Here is a 17033-nt window from a genome sequence, read left to right on the forward strand (position 1 = left end):
GCATGCCACCAGTGTAGCGGCCACCGCTGTCGATGCTATGCCGGGAGGCTGGCGGCCGCGCCCGCTGCGTTCGGCCGCCAGGCGATCGCGCGCGTGCAGACGCGTGCGGTCTCGCTCAGGCCGATTGCCCAAGCGTCACGATCGGGACAAAGCCGCCGTAGATCATGCGTTTGCCATCGAAGGGCATCGGGTTGACGGCCGGGTCCATGCGCGGGTCGTCCATCATCTTGCGCATGCCCGCATCGCGGGTGGCCTTGTCCGGCCATTCGATCCACGAAAACACCACGACCTCGTCGTCGGTGGCATCCACAGCGCGCTGAAAGTCGGTCCATTGGCCCCGCTGCACGTCGTCGCCCCAGCACTCCATCACGCGCAGTGCGCCGTACTCCATGATGACCGCATCGCCCATGCGGGCGTGCTCCTGAAACGCATCCTTGTTGGCCTTGGGCACGGCAAGGACAAACCCATCGACATACGACATAACCGCCTCCGCTGACATGACGCACGGCGTGCGCCTGATGATGACGAACAGATGTTGGTGCGATCGAAGAACGTGGAGAGCCGTGTTCCGGCGCGTGGCGCCAAGGCATCTACCGGAGCATACGGTGCATTTCGGTCACTGGCACTGCTCGCGCTCGCATGACCCCAACGGCTGCGGTTGAGTCCGGCGATGCGCTACAGGGCGCGCCGATGACGTGCGATCCACGTTGGATGCGCGCGCCAGATGCGATTGCGATGCTGCAACGCTCAGATGGGCTGGTGGTGCGGAGTGCACCTGCGCCTGCGCCGGGCATTGCGCGGGCGGCTCGCCGCACAGCGCAGCGTGGCCGCATGCGTTGTCGAAGGCCGCCAGTGCGTTGCCTGGCCGCCTGCGCGTGCTGCGATCATGCAGCCAGGTTGTGCCGCCGCAGTCTGGCTTCGAACACCACATCGCCGTCTTCGTTGCGTGCCTGCAGCGTGCCGCCGTGCGCCTTGACGAACTGATCGGCGATGAACAACCCAAGCCCCAGCCCCTGGCTGGCATGGAAGCTGGCCTTGAACGGTTCGAACAGGCGCGGCATCAGGCTGTCGGGGATGTGCCCGGTGTTGCGGACCGACAGCCGCAGCACGTCGCGCTCGCGGCCGTCCAGATGCACCTGCACCGGATGACTGCCGCCATGCAGCACCGCATTGCCGACCAGGTTGGACACCACCTGCGCCAGCCGGTCGCCGTCGCCGTCGCCGTCCAGGTCGCCCTCGGTGCGCAGGTCGATGGTGGTGTGCGGGTTGGCCTGCGCTACCTCGCCGACCACGCTGTGCGCCACCTCGCCCAGATTGCAGGGGCCGAACTGCATCGACAGCCCATCGGTGCGCAGCCGCGAGAAATCCAGCAATTGTTCGACCATGCGCGCCATGCGTCGCGCGCTGTTTTCCAGGTGTTCGAGCGTGCGTGCGGCCGAGCCGCCGCCATCGATGTCCAGGCTCAGTTTGTCTGCGCACAACAGGATCACCGACAGCGGCGTGCGCAAATCGTGGGTGAGCACCGCCATCATGGTTTCGTTGAGCGTGAGCGCGCGTTCCAGCGAGGCATTGCGCGCCTTGAGCAGCCGGCGCTGCTGGTGCAACTCGATAAACACATTGACCTTGCTCAGGATCACGTGCGGCTCGATCGGCTTGTGCAAAAAATCCACTGCACCGCTTTCGTAGCCCTGGAACGCGCGCATCGGATCGTTCGGCGAGGCGGTCAGGAAGATGATCGGTACATGCCGGGTGCGCTGCGAGCCGCGCATCAACTCCGCCAGCGAAAAGCCGTCCATTTCCGGCATCTGCACGTCGAGCAGGGCCAGCGCCACATCGTGTTCGAGCAGCAGCTCCAGCGCTTGCGCACCGGAGGATGCGCACAGCACCTGGATGCCGTCGCGCTGCAGCAGCGCTTCCATCGCCACCAGATTCTGCGGCACATCGTCCACGATCAGGAGCTTGGCGGGTTCATCGCCGTGCGCAGCAAGGCTGGTCGTGGTGAGATTCATGGGTGAAAGACTTCCAGTCGGTTGCAGATCGCCTGCAGGGTCAGCACCGCATCGGCACCGGCGTGGGCAAGGGCAGAGGCGGGCATCAGCGGAGACGCGGCATCATCGGGCAGCTGGATCCAGGCGGTGCCGCCTGCTGCGCGCACCGCGGCCACGCCGGCACTGCCATCGCTGCTGGCGCCGGTGAGCAGGATCGCCAACAGACGCTCGGCAAATACATCCGCAGCCGATTCGAACAAAGGGTCGATCGCCGGGCGCGAGAACAGCACCGGCGCATCCATCGACAGGGCCAGGCTGTCGCGGGTTTCCACCAGCAGGTGATAGTCGGGTGGGGCGATTGTCACGGTGCCGGGGCGCAATGGCTGCTTGTCGTCCGCCTCGCGCACCGGTAGCGCGCAACGCGCATCCATCAGCTCGGCCAGATGGCTGGTGCGGTCGCGCGGCAGATGCAGCACCACCAGCACCGGCATCGGCAGATCGGCGGGCAGTTGGGACAACAGCGCCTGCAGCGCGATCACACCACCGGCGGAGGCGCCGATCACGATGGCATCGAACTGTCGGTGCGCAGGCGTGCTGCTCATGCGGCCTTCCGATACAGGCGTTGTTCGCATGCGCAGGTTTCAAAGGCCTGCGCATGTGCGCCGAATTGCAGCGATTCCTTGCTGCCCAGGCCCAGAAACCCGCGGTGCACCAGTGCGTCGAAGAACAGGCCCACGGCACGGTCCTGCAGGCCGCGGTTGAAATAGATCAACACATTGCGGCACGACACCAGATGCACTTCGGAGAACACCGTATCGGTGGCCAGGCTGTGATCGGCGAATACGATATTGCGCTTCAAGCGGCGGTCGAACACCGCACCGTCGTAGGCGGTGGTGTAGTAGTCCGACAACGACCCACGGCCGCCGGCATCCAGATAGTTGCGGCTGAATTGTGCGATGCGATCGATGCCGTACGCGCCGGCTTCGGCCATATTCAACGCTTCGGGATTGATGTCGGTGGCGTAGATGACGGCCTTTTCCAGCAAGCCTTCTTCGTGCAGCAGGATCGCCAGCGACCAGACCTCTTCGCCGGTGCTGCAGCCTGCCACCCACAACTTGATCGACGGATAGGTGCGCAACACCGGCACCGCATGCTCGCGCAGTACGCGAAAATACGCCGGGTCGCGAAACATCTCCGACACCTGCACGGTGAAGAACTGCATCGCCTGCGCAAACGTCTCCGGTTCGTGCAGCAGCCGATGCTGCAGATCGGCCACGCGCGCGCACTCCAAACGCGCCATGGCATGGCGCATGCGCCGCCGTAACGACGACACCGCGTAATCGCGAAAATCGTAGTGATAGCGCTGGTACACCGCTTCCAGCAGCACCCGAAGTTCCAGATCGAACAGTTCCACCGGATTCATTGCCGCGAGCACCAGACCCGGCACAGCGACACCAGCTTGTCCACGTCGATGGGCTTGGCGATGTAGTCGTTGGCACCGGCTTCCAGGCAGCGTTCGCGGTCGTCGGCCATGGCCTTGGCGGTCAGTGCGATGATGGGCAGATCCTGCCACTGGCGATTGGCGCGGATCTCGCGCATCGCAGTGATGCCATCCATCTCCGGCATCATGATGTCCATCAGTACCAGGTCCACCTCGCGCTCGGCCAGGCGTTCCAGCGCTTCGCGGCCATTGCGTGCGATCTCCAGGGTGACGCCCAGCGGTTCGAGCACGCTGGACAGCGCAAAGATGTTGCGTACGTCGTCTTCGGCCAGCAGCACGGTGGCGCCATCGAGCACCGCATCGCGGCGACGCGCTTCGCGCAGCAGGCGTTGCTGGTCGCTGGGCAGCGAAGCTTCCACGCTGTGCAGGAACAGCGTCACTTCGTCGAGCAGACGTTCGGGCGAGCGCACGCCCTTGATGATGATGCTCTTGGAATACCGGCGCAGACGCTGTTCTTCGTCGCGGGTGAGCGCGCGGCCGGTGTAGACGATTACCGGCGGGAATGCGACGGCGTCGTTGCCGGCCATGCGTTCGAGCAGGTCGTAGCCGCTGCCGTCGGGCAAGGTGAGATCGGTGACCATGCAGTCGAAGGTTGAGCCGGCCAACTGCGCCATCGCCTCGGCGATGCTGCCCACCGCAACGATGTCCAATTGGTCGCGCGCCAACAGCAACTGCAGGTTTTCGCGCAAGGCGCTGTCGTCTTCGACGATGAGCAGGCGACGCACCGCACGCGCGTTGGTGTCTTCCAGTTGACGGATCGCACCGGCCAGCAACTCGCGCGTTGCCGGCTTGATCAGATAGCCCACCGCACCCAGTTCCAGTGCGATCTGGCTGCGTTCCAGTGCAGACACCACGTGCACCGGGATGTGACGGGTGGCGGGATCGCGCTTGAGGCGTTCGAGCACGCTCAGGCCGGAGGCATCGGGCAAGCCGATGTCGAGCAGGATGCCGCTGGGGCGCAACTCGGCGGCCAGTCGCAGCGCTTCTTCGGCGCTGGGTGCGACCACGCAATCGAAGTCCAGCTCGTGCGCCAGGTCCACCAGGGCCTGCGCAAAGCGGGTGTCGTCTTCTACCGCCAGGATCAGCCGGCCGGGACGAGTGCGCTGATCGCGGTCGTCCTGCGCGCGTTGATGGTGTGCAGCGCTGGGCGCAGGACTCGGTAGCGGCACGGCAGTGGACGCCGCGCCGCGCGGCTCGCCAAGCCGCGCAGCGATCCTAATGCCGGTGGTCTGATAGATGGACTGCGCAGGATTGATCGCACGCGACGCTACCGCCGACGTCGGGTTCGCCTCGGCGGCGCTGATCGCTTCTGCTGGCGCACCGTCGGACGGCAATTCCAGGGTGAAGCAACTGCCGCGCCCGGGTTCGCTGTCCACGCTGATGCTGCCGCCCATGCGTTGTGCCAGGTCGCGCGAGATCGACAAGCCCAGGCCGGTGCCGCCATAGCGACGCCGTGTGCTGCCATCGGCCTGACGGAACGCTTCGAAGATCACATCGGTCTGCTCGCGTGCAATACCGATCCCGGTGTCATCGACCTTGAACAGCACCCGGCCCGGCGCGCTCGCCTGGATCGACAGACTTACCGTGCCGCGTTCGGTGAACTTGATCGCGTTGGCCAGCAGGTTCTTGAGGATCTGCTGCAGACGCTGGTTGTCGACCACCAGTTGCGTCGGTGCGTCGGCCTCGGTGCCGATCTCCAGGGTCAGGCCCTTCTGTCGCGCCAGCGGTTCAAAGGTGTCGCGCAGTCGCTGCAGTACCGAGCTGGTGGCGACGGTGTCGTCGGTCAGTTCCACGTGACCGGCTTCGATCTTGGACAGATCCAGGATGTCGTTGATCAGCGCCAGCAGATCGTTGTTGGACGACAGAATGGCCTGCGCGTATTTCACTTGGTCGGCGCTGAGCGTGCCGTCCTTGTTGTCGGCAAGCAGCTTGGCCAGGATCAGCGCACTGTTGAGCGGCGTGCGCAGTTCGTGCGACATGTTGGCCAGAAATTCCGACTTGTAGCGCGAGGCGGTGGCCAGTTCGTTGCCATTGCGCACCAGCTGGCCTTGCGCGACCAGCAGCGCCTGCTTCTGCGCTTCCAGCGCCTGGGTACGTTCTTCCAGCTGCACATTGGTCTGTTCCAACTCGGCCTGCTGCTGTTCCAGATCGCTTTGCGATTGCTGCAGGCTGCGGCTCTGTTCTTCCAGTTCTTCGTTGGCCACGCGCAGTTCTTCCTGCTGCGTCTGCAGTTCTTCGCTCTGCCGCTGGGTTTCTTCCAGCAAGGTCACCAACTGCGCGCGCAGCAGCGCGGTGCGCAGCGCCAGGCCGATGTTCTCGCCGCAACGCGCCAGCAACTCTTCCTCGCGGGTGCCGGATATCTGCGCGTCGCTCACCCGGCCGAGTTCCAGCAGGCCGATCACCCGGCCATCGGCGGTCACCGGGGCCAGCAGCAATTCCTGGCAGGCGCTCTGGCCCAGGCCGGAGGCGATCTGCAGATGCCCGGCATCCACACCACGCACGCGGCGCACCGTGCCACGCTGCAACACCTCACCCCATTGGCCCGCATTGCTGGGCAGCGTCTTGGGCATGTCGACCGGCAGCGCCGCGCCGCCGGTGAGCCGCAGGCGCTCGCCTTCCACGCGGTACAGCGCGCCGACCTGCGCATCCAGCGTGTCGCACAGGGCGCGTAGCGCGGCATTGGCCAATTCTTCCGGGCTTTGATCGCCGCGCAGGCTGGCTTCGACCGTGTTCTCTGCCTGCTGCAGCCACAACGCCACTTCGGCCTGACGACGCGCGCGGATCGCCTGCGTCACCACCAGGGCCATCGCCAGAAACGACACGCCGCCAATGCTGCGGTTGATCGACGAGAAGCTCGAATTGGTACTGGGTGGCGCCAGATGGAAGCCGATCGCCAGCAGCGCGCACGACAGCACTGCCACCACCAGCGGCGCCTGCGGCCGGTTCTGAAACACCGTCACGCCCACTGCCATGAAGTAGGTCAGCCACACCGCATAGCCCAGCGGCGTGACCAGTTCCACGCCCAGCGTGCCAGCCATCAAGGCCCCCGCGATGACCCAGATCCAGCGGTCGCGTGTGGTCGAGATGTTCTGCATGAGGCACGCGCACCGAACGGGGAGGGGGGGGCATGGTAGCCGATAACTTTCACGCGCCAATCGCCGGGTTTTTGACGCTTTTCCGGCCGGGTTGGCTTGCACGCAACCTTCACGGCGACGTCACTATGGTCGCGCGCTTTTCCGGGGGAAACATCGCGCGATGGAGACGGAAACGCCCATCGACAGTGCAGGGCCGCTGTCGCACGACAGCCGGCAGTGCCAGCTGTTGGTGCAAAGCGTCTCCGACTACGCGATTTATATGCTCGACACCGGCGGGTATGTGCGCAGCTGGAATCCCGGTGGAGAGCGTATCAAGGGCTACTCCGCCGCCGAAGTGCTCGGTTCGCATTTTTCGCGTTTTTATCTGCCCGAAGATGCGCAGCGCGACGAGCCGATGCAGAACCTGGATATCGCCAGACGCCAGGGGCGTCTTGCCGTGGAAGGCTGGCGCGTACGCAAGGACGGCAGCCGCTTCTGGGCCAGCGTGGTGATCGAGCCAGTGCTCGAATTCGGCGTGCTTGTCGGGTTCGCCAAGATCACCCGCGATGTCACCGACCGCCATGCGGCGCAACATCTGCTGCAGCAGACCCAGCACGCGCTATTGCAGTCGCAGAAAGTCGAGGCGTTGGGGCGGTTGACGCTGGGCATGGCGCACGACTTCAACAACCTGCTGACGGTGATGGTGACCAGCCTGGATCTGATTGCGCTACGCGCCGGCGACGATGCGCGCACGCGCATGCTGGTGGAAACGGCGCAAACCGCGGTGGATCGCGGCACCTTGCTGACACGCCAGCTGCTCGCCTTCGCCCGTGGGCAGCGCCTGGTTCCGGAGCGGCATGCCGCCAACGCGGTGGTGACGCGCACGCTCGAGCTGTTGCGTCGCGCCTGCCCGGCCGGAGTCGTACTGTCGCTGGACTTTGCCGATGCGCTGCCGGATGTGCGCGTGGACCCCAGCCAGCTGGAAGCGGCGCTGCTCAATCTGGTGTTCAATAGTTGCGATGCGATGCCGGCCGGTGGCGCCATCGCGGTGATCACCGCCGTACAGCAGCGTGTTGCACCGTCGGCGCCGCATGGGGCAACGCGCAGCTACGTCAGCATTGCGGTGCGCGATAATGGCCCAGGCATGTCGGCACAGGTGGCGCAATGCGCCAGCGAGCCGTTTTTCACCACCAAGGATGTCGGCAAGGGCTCCGGCCTGGGATTGAGCCAGGTCTATGGCTTTGCGTCCCAATCCGGTGGTTTCGTCGATCTGGAGACCGCACCTGGGTGCGGCACCACCGTCACCCTGTTTCTCCCGGCCATCGAGGAGGCCGAGCATGACTGAACCCCTGCGTCTGTTGATGGTGGAAGATCAAGAAGAGTTGCGCGAGTTGATCGGCGAGGCGCTGCGCGATGCGGGCATCACCGTCGACACCGCCGACGATGCGCAAGACGCCCTGCACATGCTGCGCGACAGCGGCCCCTACGATGTGGTGTTCAGCGATATCCGCATGCCCAACGGCATGTCGGGGATCGAACTGAGCGAGCAGGTGGCGCAGTTGTTGCCGCAGGCACGCGTCATCCTGGCATCGGGCTTTGCGAAGGCGCAGCTGCCGCCGCTGCCGGCAGGCGTCGACTTCCTGCCCAAGCCCTATCGCCTGCGTCAGCTCATCGACCTGTTGAAAGGCGACGCAGCCAACGCCTGAGCGCTGGCTGCGGGTAAGTGTCCGCAGCGGCCTCAACGGCTCTGGTAGTAGACCTTGTCGATGGCGATCTCCACTGGTGTTGCCGGCGGATCGGCCACCAGCATGAAAGGCTGCTTGACCGCCTGCAGATCCAGGTCGTAGAACGCACTGAAGGGAATACTCACCTCGTGCCACGCGCCATCGCGCACCAGGCCGTACTGGTTGCCGCCGGCCGCAAAATCCACCCAGCTGTCGCCGAAGCTGGTGTTGATGCCGATCTTGAATGTCGACGCGGTGGTGGTCTTTACCTGCAGCTTGAGCGCACCGCCGGCGTAGGCGGCCAGATTGCGGTAATCGCTCTGTATTCCCAGTCCATACCAGGCCCCCGCGTTGGCGCGATACGCCATGACATTGGAACCTTCGAACGGCGCCTGCGCGATCGGGGTGAGGTTGTTCCACAGATACAGTTCGGCATCCTGGCCGAAGGTCAATCGCGCGCTGGTATCGGCCTGGTCGGTGAACACGCCAAAGCGTCCGGCCGGCATGGCGTGTTGGCTGCCCACATACAATTGCGAACCGGGGTTTTGATACAGACGGATGTAGTCGATCTCCATCTTGCCCGGCAGCGGTGCGGTCACCGCGGCCGGTGAGGTTACCCCGGTATAGGTGCCACCCACCGCCAGATTGAGCAGCAGATACTGCTGCTGATGGAACTCGTGCAACGAAGCGCCTTCGATATTGGAAATCGCAAATTCGAAGTACTGCTGCCCGTCGATCGAGATGCGGATGAACTGCGGGTCCCAGGTCATGCGGTACACATGGAAATCGGTGTGCAGATTCACCGGGCTGGTGTAGCTGGTGTCGTAGTCGGCCTGCGCGCCGTTGTAGTCCCAGTGTACCGCCGCACCGATACGGCGATTGGCAGTGCCGTTGGCGATCGCCGCAGCCATGCCGGCTTCCATCAGATCGATTTCGCCACGCCCGGGCCACACGCCGATGGTGCCCAGCATCCAGTACGCCGGCCATAGCCCATTGCCGACCACCGGCGTCTTGATGCGCGCTTCGAGCGTGCCGTAGGTGAAATGCATGCGGCCTTCGGTCTTGAGCCGTGCCGAGGTGAACGGCATGCCGCCGAATGCTTCGCGGCGCGCCTCGATGACCAGCCGGCCGTTTTCGATACGCGCGTTGTCGGGGCGACTGGTGTAGTACTGCATCTCACCATTGCCCCAGCCGCACAAGCCGATCTGACACCCGTTGCCGACGTCGTAGGTCCACTTGGTGCCGTCGATGGACGGCCCGTTGAAGTTGTCTTCCCACACCAGGGTCTGCGCCTGCGCGCAAGGTGCCAGTGCGATGCCCAGCACAACAGCGAACTGCAGGGTGACGCTGCGTACGACGCTCATGCGTAACTCCAACGATGGACGGTGTCCGTGGAGGAGCGACGCTGCGCATCACTTAGTTCAGAGTCAAAGCAATTTTTCGACTTGTTTCCGTTTCGTGGTGTTCATTACGGAATAATCAATTATTGGTATGACGCCGGTCGCAAACGTCGGCTGCTGCATGTTGCGTGGCAGCAGCCTTGCAGCGATCGCAAAGAACGTGGGGCTGGCGTTGCCTCGCCGATGCACGTTTGTGCGTGTCTCGGGCACCCCCTAGGGGTGTCGAGGACGATGGAAACGCTTGCAGCGGATGCATGACATCCGCGCGTCGTCGATGCACGCCTGTGTCAATCACCAGTAGTGCATGTGCCGGCGCTGCTCAATGCCCCGCGTGCACGGTCCACGCAACCAGGCGGATCACCAACGGCCGCACCACCAGCACGCAGCAAAACGCGGTGGGCATCGCCACACGGTAGGCGTCCAGTACACGCCATCCGAACCCTGGCGCCAGGCCGGTGTTGGCGCCGGTAATCACGATGCACATCAGCAGCGCCATGATCGCAGCCATGTAGAACGCGAACACGAACGGGGTGGCGCGTACGCCGAGCTTCCAGCGTGAGCGTGCCACTGCGGAGGAGGGTGGCGATGACGACATACGGTGGCCTCGATGGCCGCGAACCAGCGGCGTAGGGCAACTGTAGGATGCGCGTCGCAGGCCGGGTAGATCGCGTAACCTTGCGGCTTACATAAGTAAATCTTACGAATTGCTTGGGAATGCCTACTCAATAAATGAATATTCTTCAGTCTATTCGCAGTTTTGTCAGCACCGTGGATGCCGGCAGTATTGCCGGTGGAGCCAAGTTGCTGGGCGTCAGCGCCGCCGCGGTCAGCCAGAACATCGCGCGGCTGGAGCAGCACCTGGGTGTGCGCCTGTTGCATCGGACTACCCGCAGCCTGGCGCTGACCGAGCGCGGCGCGCTGTACTTCGACCACGTGCGGCAACTGGAGCGCGACCTGGAGCGCGCGCGGCAGTTGGTGGCCGGCCCCCGGCAGGCGCCGGCGGGGCGATTACGCGTTGCCAGCACTGCTGCATTCGCGCGCCATGTGCTCGCACCGATGCTGCCTGCGCTGCGTCAGCAGTATCCGCAGCTGGAGATCGAACTGCTGTGCACCGACCGTGTGGTGCAGCATGCGCAGGAAAGCGTGGATGTCAGTTTGCGGATCGAAGCGCAGCTCGAAGACGGCCTGGTGGCGCGCTGCATCGCGCAGGTGCCGTTCGTGGTGTGCGCTGCGCCCGAGTATCTGGCCCGTTGCGGCCTGCCCAAGCACCCGGACGAGCTCAAGTATCACGACTGTCTGTTGCTGCGCTACCCGGTGGACGGGCGTTTTCTGCGTTGGAACTTCGTGCGCGACGGCGTGCGTTTTCAGCCGCAGCTAAGTCAGGCGATGGTGAGCGACGATGTCGATGCGCTGGCCACCATGGCTGCGGCCGGCGGTGGCATCACCCGCCTGGCCGCCTTCGTAGTACAGCCCTACCTGCAGCGCGGGCAGTTGCAAGCACTATTCGTGCCCGACGGTAGTGACGCGACGCAGCCGGCCGTCGAGCCATTGCGGCTGTTTTTCTGCGTGGCCGACCGCCGCGACTTCACCCCGAAGGTGCGCGCCTTCATGGCGCACCTACTCGAACGCTTGCCGCCAGAGTGGCGCGTCGCCGAGCCGGACGTGCTTCCGATATCGGCGCCTACATCGGTCTAGATCGGTCAACCAAACGTAGCGAGCGGCGGCCAGGCGCTTGTGGATGACGCACTCACTCTGAGTGCGCGCATTACCTAATGATTCCGAGCGCCTGCATCGCCTGCGTGGTGGTCGCGCCGTCGCTTGTTACGCGCTCTTGACGCGATAACTTCGCGATAGCGCGCTCACTGCAGCTCGAGCATCACCACCGAGTGCGCAGGCAGCGCGACCGTCAATACTTTCGCCTGCAGACGGGCGCCGTTGAATGGCTTCGGTTCGACGACGCGCGGCTGCACAAAGGTGTTGTGGGCAGTGATCGCCGGCGCGGTCAGAATCTTTCCGTCAACGCGGCGTGCAGACAGCCCTTGCACGTCTACGCTGACACTTGCCGCGGCAGTTGCATCCAGGTTGGTCAGCGCGACATACACATGCCCGTCCTTCGCCTTTACTGCCGAGCCGTGCACCGCCGGCACATGCGTGTTGCCGTGGCGGTATTCGGGGGTCTGCAGCTGCAGTGGCAGGTGCGTGGCGTCTTGAAAGGGCTTGTAGAGCGCAAACACGTGATAGGTCGGCGTGAGCACCATCTTGTCGCCATCGGTGAGGATCATCGCCTGCAACACGTTGACCATCTGCGCGATGTTGGCCATGCGCACGCGCTCGGCATGCGTGCTGAAGATATCGATGTTCAGCGAGGCCACCAGCGCATCGCGCAGGCTGTTTTGTTGATGTAGAAATCCAGGGTTTGCATCGGGCAAGCCTGCATACCAGGTGCCCCATTCGTCGACCACCAGCGCAACTTTCTTGCCTGGGTCGTATTTGTCCATGATCGCGCTGTGCTTGGTGATCAGCTCGTCCATCACCAGCGTACGCGACAGCGTGTCGATCCAGGCGCTCTCGTCGAAGTCGGTCGACGAAGCACGCGGTGGCCAGCCACCGGGGACTGTGTAGTAATGCAGGCTCAGTCCGTCCATCAGCGTGCCGGCCTCGCGCATCATCACCTCGGTCCAGTGGTAGTCGTCATTGTTGGGGCCGGGCGCGATCTTGAGCAGCGGCTGATTGGCCGGCGCCTTGACGAAGGTCTGGTAGCGCCGATACACGTCGGCAGCGTATTCCACCCGCATATTGCCGCCGCATCCCCACAGCTCGTTGCCCACACCGAAGTAGGGCACCTGCCAGGGCGTATCGCGGCCGTTGGCGCGGCGCGCGTTGGCCAGGCTGGAGCGGGTGGGCGCGGTCATGTATTCGGTCCACTGCGCAATCTCGTCCGGCGCCGCATTGCCCACGTTGCCGGCGATATAGGCCTGGGTGCCGAGCAACTCGGTGAAGTCCATGAACTCGTGAGTGCCGAACCGGTTCGACTCTTCCACGCCGCCCCAATGCGTATTGACGCGGATCGGGCGTTTGGCCGGGTTGCCGACGCCATCGCGCCAGTGGTATTCGTCGGCAAAGCAGCCACCCGGCCAGCGGATGTTCGGCACTGCGATCGCCTTCAAAGCGGCCACCACATCGTTGCGATAGCCACGCGTATTGGGAATCGGAGAGTCTTCGCCGACCCACACTCCTCCATAGATGCCGGTGCCCAGATGCTCGGCAAACTGACCAAAGAGCTGCCGCGAGACCTGTGCGCCTGGTTGGTCCGCACGCAGCGTCCCGGTCACCTTGACCTCGGCCGCCGACACGCTGCACACGCCGGTCGCCAGGGCGGCCGCAACGACGGTCTGCGTCAGCCGTTTGCATGAAGTCCGCAACGCGAGGGAAATCCACTGCATCGGCTTGGCGCTCCTGTGTTGGTCGTCGGGGTTGGTCACGCGCTGCTGGATGGGCAGGCGCGCCATCAGCGTAGTACGAGCAAGGGCTGATGTCTGCGCCAGTGGCGGCATCGCCTCAGCTCGTAAAAGCGCGCGCGCATCGCGTGCCGGCTACGTCGGGGTGCCGCTGAAGAAGCGCCTCATGTCGGCTCGGGCACACCCGGCTTGCCGTAACTCCTCGCATGCGCAAGGAGCTAGATCTTTGGGTGGCGTCCATGGCACGGTCGCCGTGCTAAGCAGATGCCGCAGGTAGGCGTCCCCGGCACACGCAATACTGAAACTTCGTGCGCCAGCTGGATGCGGCGGCGGCGGAAGTCCACGTCCGACTCAAAGGCCGGCGGCACGCCGGCATCCGATTGGCCCGGATCGAGCACCAGGCGCGCAACACCGAACAGGGCGCCCAGGTGATCGAGGTTGGTGCCGGTGGCGAAGGCCGGCATGGTTTGCTGCGCCTTGTCGTTGGCGCGCTGGCGGATCAGCAGTTCGCGGGCCGCAAACAGCTGTAGCAGCTTGTAGACCGGGTCGGCTTCGGTGAGCGCGGAGAACTCCGGCATCAGGTTGCGGAATTGCGCAAGCGCATCGAAAAAATCGTCTCGAAGTCCAGCGCCTCGATCAGGTCTGACGCTTGAATTTTTGAAAGATCGACAGCAGTGAAAGAAGCCATAGGAGGTCCACGTGCGAAGTTAAATTATTCGCGCGTGGACCTTGAGCGACCACGATCTATCTATGTATGTTGCCTGGCTACGGAATTAAGCTGCTTTGCAGGTAAAGTTCGTTTTGAACTCGCTCTTAACGCCGTCAGCGTCTTCTAAGGTCACCAATACGTCTACGACTTGAGTCTTGGTGTCGGTAGGACCGTTGCACCACCATGTCGTATTGAACGGAGTTGTCTGCTCTTGTTCATAAGTGAATACATCATCTGGGCAGGTCCATCCGGCAGGGCAGTTCGTGATCTTTCGGACCCGCTTAACGGGAAATTGCGGATTCCCAATAAACGTGATCGGTACTTGAAGCTTAGGGCCATTCAAGTTCGCGACCGCTTTGGGTACAGAGGTGATTTTCTGAGGGACGCAGGTTTTTCCGTCTCTGTTGACTCTGTAGCCTTTCTCAATTCCCTTCATGGCTGCTTCTTGGAATACAGTGTCTCTAAAAGCTGCGGCATCTTGTGGGTTTGAATGAAAGCCAACTTCAATTATATTTGCCGGGACCTCAATGGCTTCTCTGTTCTCCCCATAGTTTCCTGCTGTTGGAGTGTTTACTCGCCAGGTTTCGTACCCCGTGGTAGCGTTAATGATTTCTTTCATTGAGCAGGATATCGCTGTCGCCAGCTCTTGACTCGGTGTGCTGCCAGTTTGGTAGATAACTCTGGTGCCCCTCACTGTCGTGTCATCTGCTGCGTCAGTGTGCAAACTTATAATTGCTTTTGCATTTAGATAGCGGGCATATCTGGGCCGAGAATGAACATCCTTGTCCTTCTCTGAGGTTACGTCAGGGCTATTCCAGATGTTTGTTTCGTTTGGTAAAATCCGTGCCAAGTGGTATTTGGCAGCTAGCTGCCACCATGGCAGCTTGGTCTGCCCTTCGATGGTTGCGGATGTGGATCGAGGAAATGTGATCGTTTCGTCGGATCGTGTGCGAAGAAATTCTGCGAGTTTCGATGCTAGCGTTGGGTTGTCGACATCCTCATGCCAGCCGTTCATTGCAGGTCGCTGCCATCCCCATCCACCGGTTACCTTGGTTCGCCCATGTCCCGCAGACACAACCACTGGACTGTCTGCATCAGCAGAAGGGTTTACGGTTGTTTTATTCCTCAGGTGTTCGGGCTTCCATTTCGTGGGCGCGAACAATTTGTCCCCAGGTACGCCGCCGAATGTAAAGGTAGTGCCTTCGACGACAAAGGAATCGCCCACTATCTGGAACGCCACTACTTCGAGTTGATGGAGTTGTTCTTCCACATCTCCTGAGATGTACTTGTCGCCCTTCGGGATGAAGTCGCGGCCCATCTCAATCATCACAGTTGAGGTCTGACTATCAAGTCGCACGGAAATCGGCTGTACTTTCTGTCCTGGAAGCCTCTTTTGCTTGTTGACCACCTGCTGAAGTTCAGTCGTCAGCATCTTACTGAGGTCGGCCTTTTGTTGAGTAGTCAGGCTTGCCATGCTAGGGGTAGCAGGGCTTGCGAGCACCGGCGAGCCAATTGTCAGTGCTGCTGATATCGCGACAGCTGCACAAGCGTAGCGAAGTTCTGGAAGCAGCCTTACTGACTTGCCTTGAAAGAAACGCTTCATAAATCACTCCATGATTTCGGGGGATGGGAGAGCCCCAGGTCGCTGCAGCACTCCGTTGCCTCCCCAAGGGCAAACTACCCGCATTTCATTCATGCGTCAAAAACCCGACGCTTCTAGTGTGGGCATGGTCATCTTTGCTCGCGTATCTCGCGCGGACTGTCATGCTTCTGACTTGGCTGCTTCACTCACCGAAGTGATTCAGGAGTTGATTGCGTACGATTTGTCGGTCCTCAGCGGAAAGGCCTAGCAGCACGCGTTTTTCATAACGGTCCCTGGGGCCGCCGGGCCGCACTCGCTCAGCTAGCCCTTCTTGATGCACCCGGGCAATGCGCGACACGCGGCCCACGAATCCCACGCTCACTTGGTTAGGGCTGGCGCTGACCTTGAAGTACTTGGCCTGCCGCAGCTTGGCAAACATCTTGGCGCGTTTGACGCGTCCGGACTTGTCGCGCAGCTGCTGCTTGCGCGGTGCGTACGGTGAGCCGTCAGGTGCCTGCTGTTTACCGATGCGCTGGCTTTGCGAGCGCCGCAGTTCCGTTCCGATCTTGCGTGCCAGCGTGCGGCGCTCACCAGGCTGCAGGCGCGCCAGTAATGGCGCGGCCCAGGTCTCCAGTGCGGTCAGCTCATCCATGTGGGATCGATCTGCGGCTCGGGCGCGTGGGTCATGTCATGGCCGCCGCCGGCCTTGGCCGTCACCACCACGCGCTCGGTCAGCGGCAACTTGATCGACAGATCCACCGCATCGTTGGCGAGGATGTCGGCCTCGAAGGCGATGTCGCCGCGCCGCGCCGGATTGGACAGCAGTTCGGACTGATTGGCCTGCACCCATTCCAGCAGCGGCAACATCACGCTGTCGGGGTGGCCGGCGTAGTCGGTCACGATCAGGTTGAGCGTGTATTGGTACTCGAACGATAGCCCCGGCTGGAACGTGCTGACCAGGCTGCCGGCGTCGATAAACACCAGCAGCCGGTCGGCATCGCGTGCCAAATCCGGCAGGGCCGCGACCAGATGCGCGCGCAGACTGGCGGGCTTGATCACGGTGATGCTGCCGGCAGATGCAGCTCGATCCAGTCCTGCAGTGCGCTCAGCTGCGTGGCGGTGGCGTGGCAGCGGGTGTAGTTGTCGGCGACGGTGCCGGCAATGCAAGAGAGCGTAATGCCGGCGGCCGGCGCATCAGGATCTCCGGTGGGCGGCCCGGCAGGGTTGCCCGAGGCGGCGGCGTCGTGCAGCCGCACAAAACCAGCAGGGATAGCGCAAGCAGCGTCTGCTTTAGGGGTGACATAGATCGGGATCTCGCGGGTGATGGTGGCGCCGGCTTCCCGCACGATTTGCACGCGGTCGACTTACTCAACAAGGACTGTTGTTGAAGCCTTTGCGCTGTCGCGTTCGGCGATGGTTGCAGCTTTTTCGTCTAGCGCCTGCTTACGCGGTTTAGGAATGCACTGATGCGCCGCTCCAGCCTATTGACAGGCAAGCGAGCACGCCGAGGCTGTGCTGGTTGCCAAGGAAAGCGATGTGCTAGGGCCAGGATGTGTGCGCCGGCATGGTCGGCAGCTACGCGACACCGCTATGCTCG

General features: G+C 62.9%; 14 protein-coding genes and 2 pseudogenes. 3 read left to right on the top strand and 13 right to left on the bottom strand.

Features of this window, described 5'->3' with window-relative positions; genetic code table 11:
- Positions 1-115: 115 nt before the first annotated feature.
- The 5 genes from ACCQ06_RS07105 to ACCQ06_RS07125 all read right to left on the bottom strand — a co-directional run bounded on the left by ACCQ06_RS07105 (position 116) and on the right by ACCQ06_RS07125 (position 6584).
- A complete protein-coding gene (locus tag ACCQ06_RS07105) occupies positions 116-481 on the bottom strand; it encodes a DUF1428 domain-containing protein (RefSeq protein ID WP_228322728.1) in 366 nt (121 codons plus the stop codon).
- A 403-nt stretch (positions 482-884) separates the two neighbouring features.
- A complete protein-coding gene (locus tag ACCQ06_RS07110) occupies positions 885-2009 on the bottom strand; it encodes a hybrid sensor histidine kinase/response regulator (protein WP_316691507.1) in 1125 nt (374 codons plus the stop codon).
- Entirely contained in the window at positions 2006-2590 is a 585-nt protein-coding gene (locus ACCQ06_RS07115) for a chemotaxis protein CheB (protein ID WP_228322726.1), read from the bottom strand. The genes ACCQ06_RS07110 and ACCQ06_RS07115 overlap by 4 nt, the downstream gene beginning before the upstream one ends.
- Positions 2587-3435 (bottom strand): CheR family methyltransferase, encoded by an 849-nt coding sequence (locus tag ACCQ06_RS07120; protein WP_316691510.1) that lies wholly within the window; start codon positions 3433-3435, stop codon positions 2587-2589. The genes ACCQ06_RS07115 and ACCQ06_RS07120 overlap by 4 nt, the downstream gene beginning before the upstream one ends.
- Complete coding sequence (locus tag ACCQ06_RS07125) at positions 3408-6584, bottom strand: response regulator (RefSeq protein ID WP_228322724.1); 3177 nt, start codon at positions 6582-6584, stop codon at positions 3408-3410. The genes ACCQ06_RS07120 and ACCQ06_RS07125 overlap by 28 nt, the downstream gene beginning before the upstream one ends.
- Positions 6585-6744: 160 nt before the next feature.
- Between ACCQ06_RS07125 and ACCQ06_RS07130 the strand changes: the two genes are divergently transcribed.
- Complete coding sequence (locus ACCQ06_RS07130; protein WP_316691513.1) at positions 6745-7908, top strand: PAS domain-containing hybrid sensor histidine kinase/response regulator family protein; 1164 nt, start codon at positions 6745-6747, stop codon at positions 7906-7908.
- Positions 7901-8269 carry a response regulator gene (locus ACCQ06_RS07135; protein ID WP_316691514.1) on the top strand — a complete coding sequence of 123 codons (369 nt, stop codon included), beginning with the start codon at positions 7901-7903 and terminating at the stop codon, positions 8267-8269. Before ACCQ06_RS07130 ends, ACCQ06_RS07135 begins: the two co-directional genes overlap by 8 nt.
- Positions 8270-8301: 32 nt before the next feature.
- Here ACCQ06_RS07135 and ACCQ06_RS07140 read toward each other — a convergent pair whose 3' ends face one another.
- Complete coding sequence (locus ACCQ06_RS07140) at positions 8302-9651, bottom strand: glycoside hydrolase family 16 protein (RefSeq protein WP_104614116.1); 1350 nt, start codon at positions 9649-9651, stop codon at positions 8302-8304.
- Positions 9652-10006: 355 nt separating this feature from the next.
- Positions 10007-10282, bottom strand: coding sequence for a DUF2798 domain-containing protein (locus ACCQ06_RS07145; protein WP_228322721.1), 276 nt, complete (start codon positions 10280-10282; stop codon positions 10007-10009).
- Positions 10283-10416: 134 nt separating this feature from the next.
- On the opposite strand from ACCQ06_RS07145, the gene ACCQ06_RS07150 reads away from it, so the two are divergent.
- The gene (locus ACCQ06_RS07150; protein ID WP_316691516.1) at positions 10417-11382 is read left to right on the top strand and encodes a LysR family transcriptional regulator; all 966 of its coding nucleotides are present in this window, start codon (positions 10417-10419) and stop codon (positions 11380-11382) included.
- Positions 11383-11546: 164 nt separating this feature from the next.
- Here the strand turns inward: ACCQ06_RS07150 and ACCQ06_RS07155 are convergent, their stop codons facing one another.
- The 6 genes and pseudogenes from ACCQ06_RS07155 to ACCQ06_RS07180 form a co-directional block, all read right to left on the bottom strand.
- Positions 11547-13130 carry an alpha-N-arabinofuranosidase gene (locus ACCQ06_RS07155; protein ID WP_316692515.1) on the bottom strand — a complete coding sequence of 528 codons (1584 nt, stop codon included), beginning with the start codon at positions 13128-13130 and terminating at the stop codon, positions 11547-11549.
- A 264-nt stretch (positions 13131-13394) separates the two neighbouring features.
- Positions 13395-13833 (bottom strand): annotated as a pseudogene (locus ACCQ06_RS07160) (baseplate assembly protein); the annotation flags it as partial.
- An 85-nt stretch (positions 13834-13918) separates the two neighbouring features.
- Positions 13919-15457, bottom strand: a complete 1539-nt coding sequence (locus ACCQ06_RS07165) for an N-acetylmuramoyl-L-alanine amidase (protein WP_228322718.1) — start codon at positions 15455-15457, stop codon at positions 13919-13921.
- 181 nt (positions 15458-15638) lie between these two features.
- Positions 15639-16088 carry a phage virion morphogenesis protein gene (locus tag ACCQ06_RS07170; RefSeq protein WP_316691518.1) on the bottom strand — a complete coding sequence of 150 codons (450 nt, stop codon included), beginning with the start codon at positions 16086-16088 and terminating at the stop codon, positions 15639-15641.
- Positions 16076-16495 carry a phage tail protein gene (locus ACCQ06_RS07175; RefSeq protein WP_228322716.1) on the bottom strand — a complete coding sequence of 140 codons (420 nt, stop codon included), beginning with the start codon at positions 16493-16495 and terminating at the stop codon, positions 16076-16078. The genes ACCQ06_RS07170 and ACCQ06_RS07175 overlap by 13 nt, the downstream gene beginning before the upstream one ends.
- Positions 16492-16884: pseudogene (locus ACCQ06_RS07180) on the bottom strand (hypothetical protein); the annotation flags it as partial. The pseudogene ACCQ06_RS07180 and the gene ACCQ06_RS07175, both read right to left, overlap by 4 nt.
- Positions 16885-17033: the final 149 nt, after the last annotated feature.

Source organism: Xanthomonas sp. NCPPB 4467 (assembly GCF_041475665.2).
Lineage (GTDB): Bacteria > Pseudomonadota > Gammaproteobacteria > Xanthomonadales > Xanthomonadaceae > Xanthomonas > Xanthomonas dyei.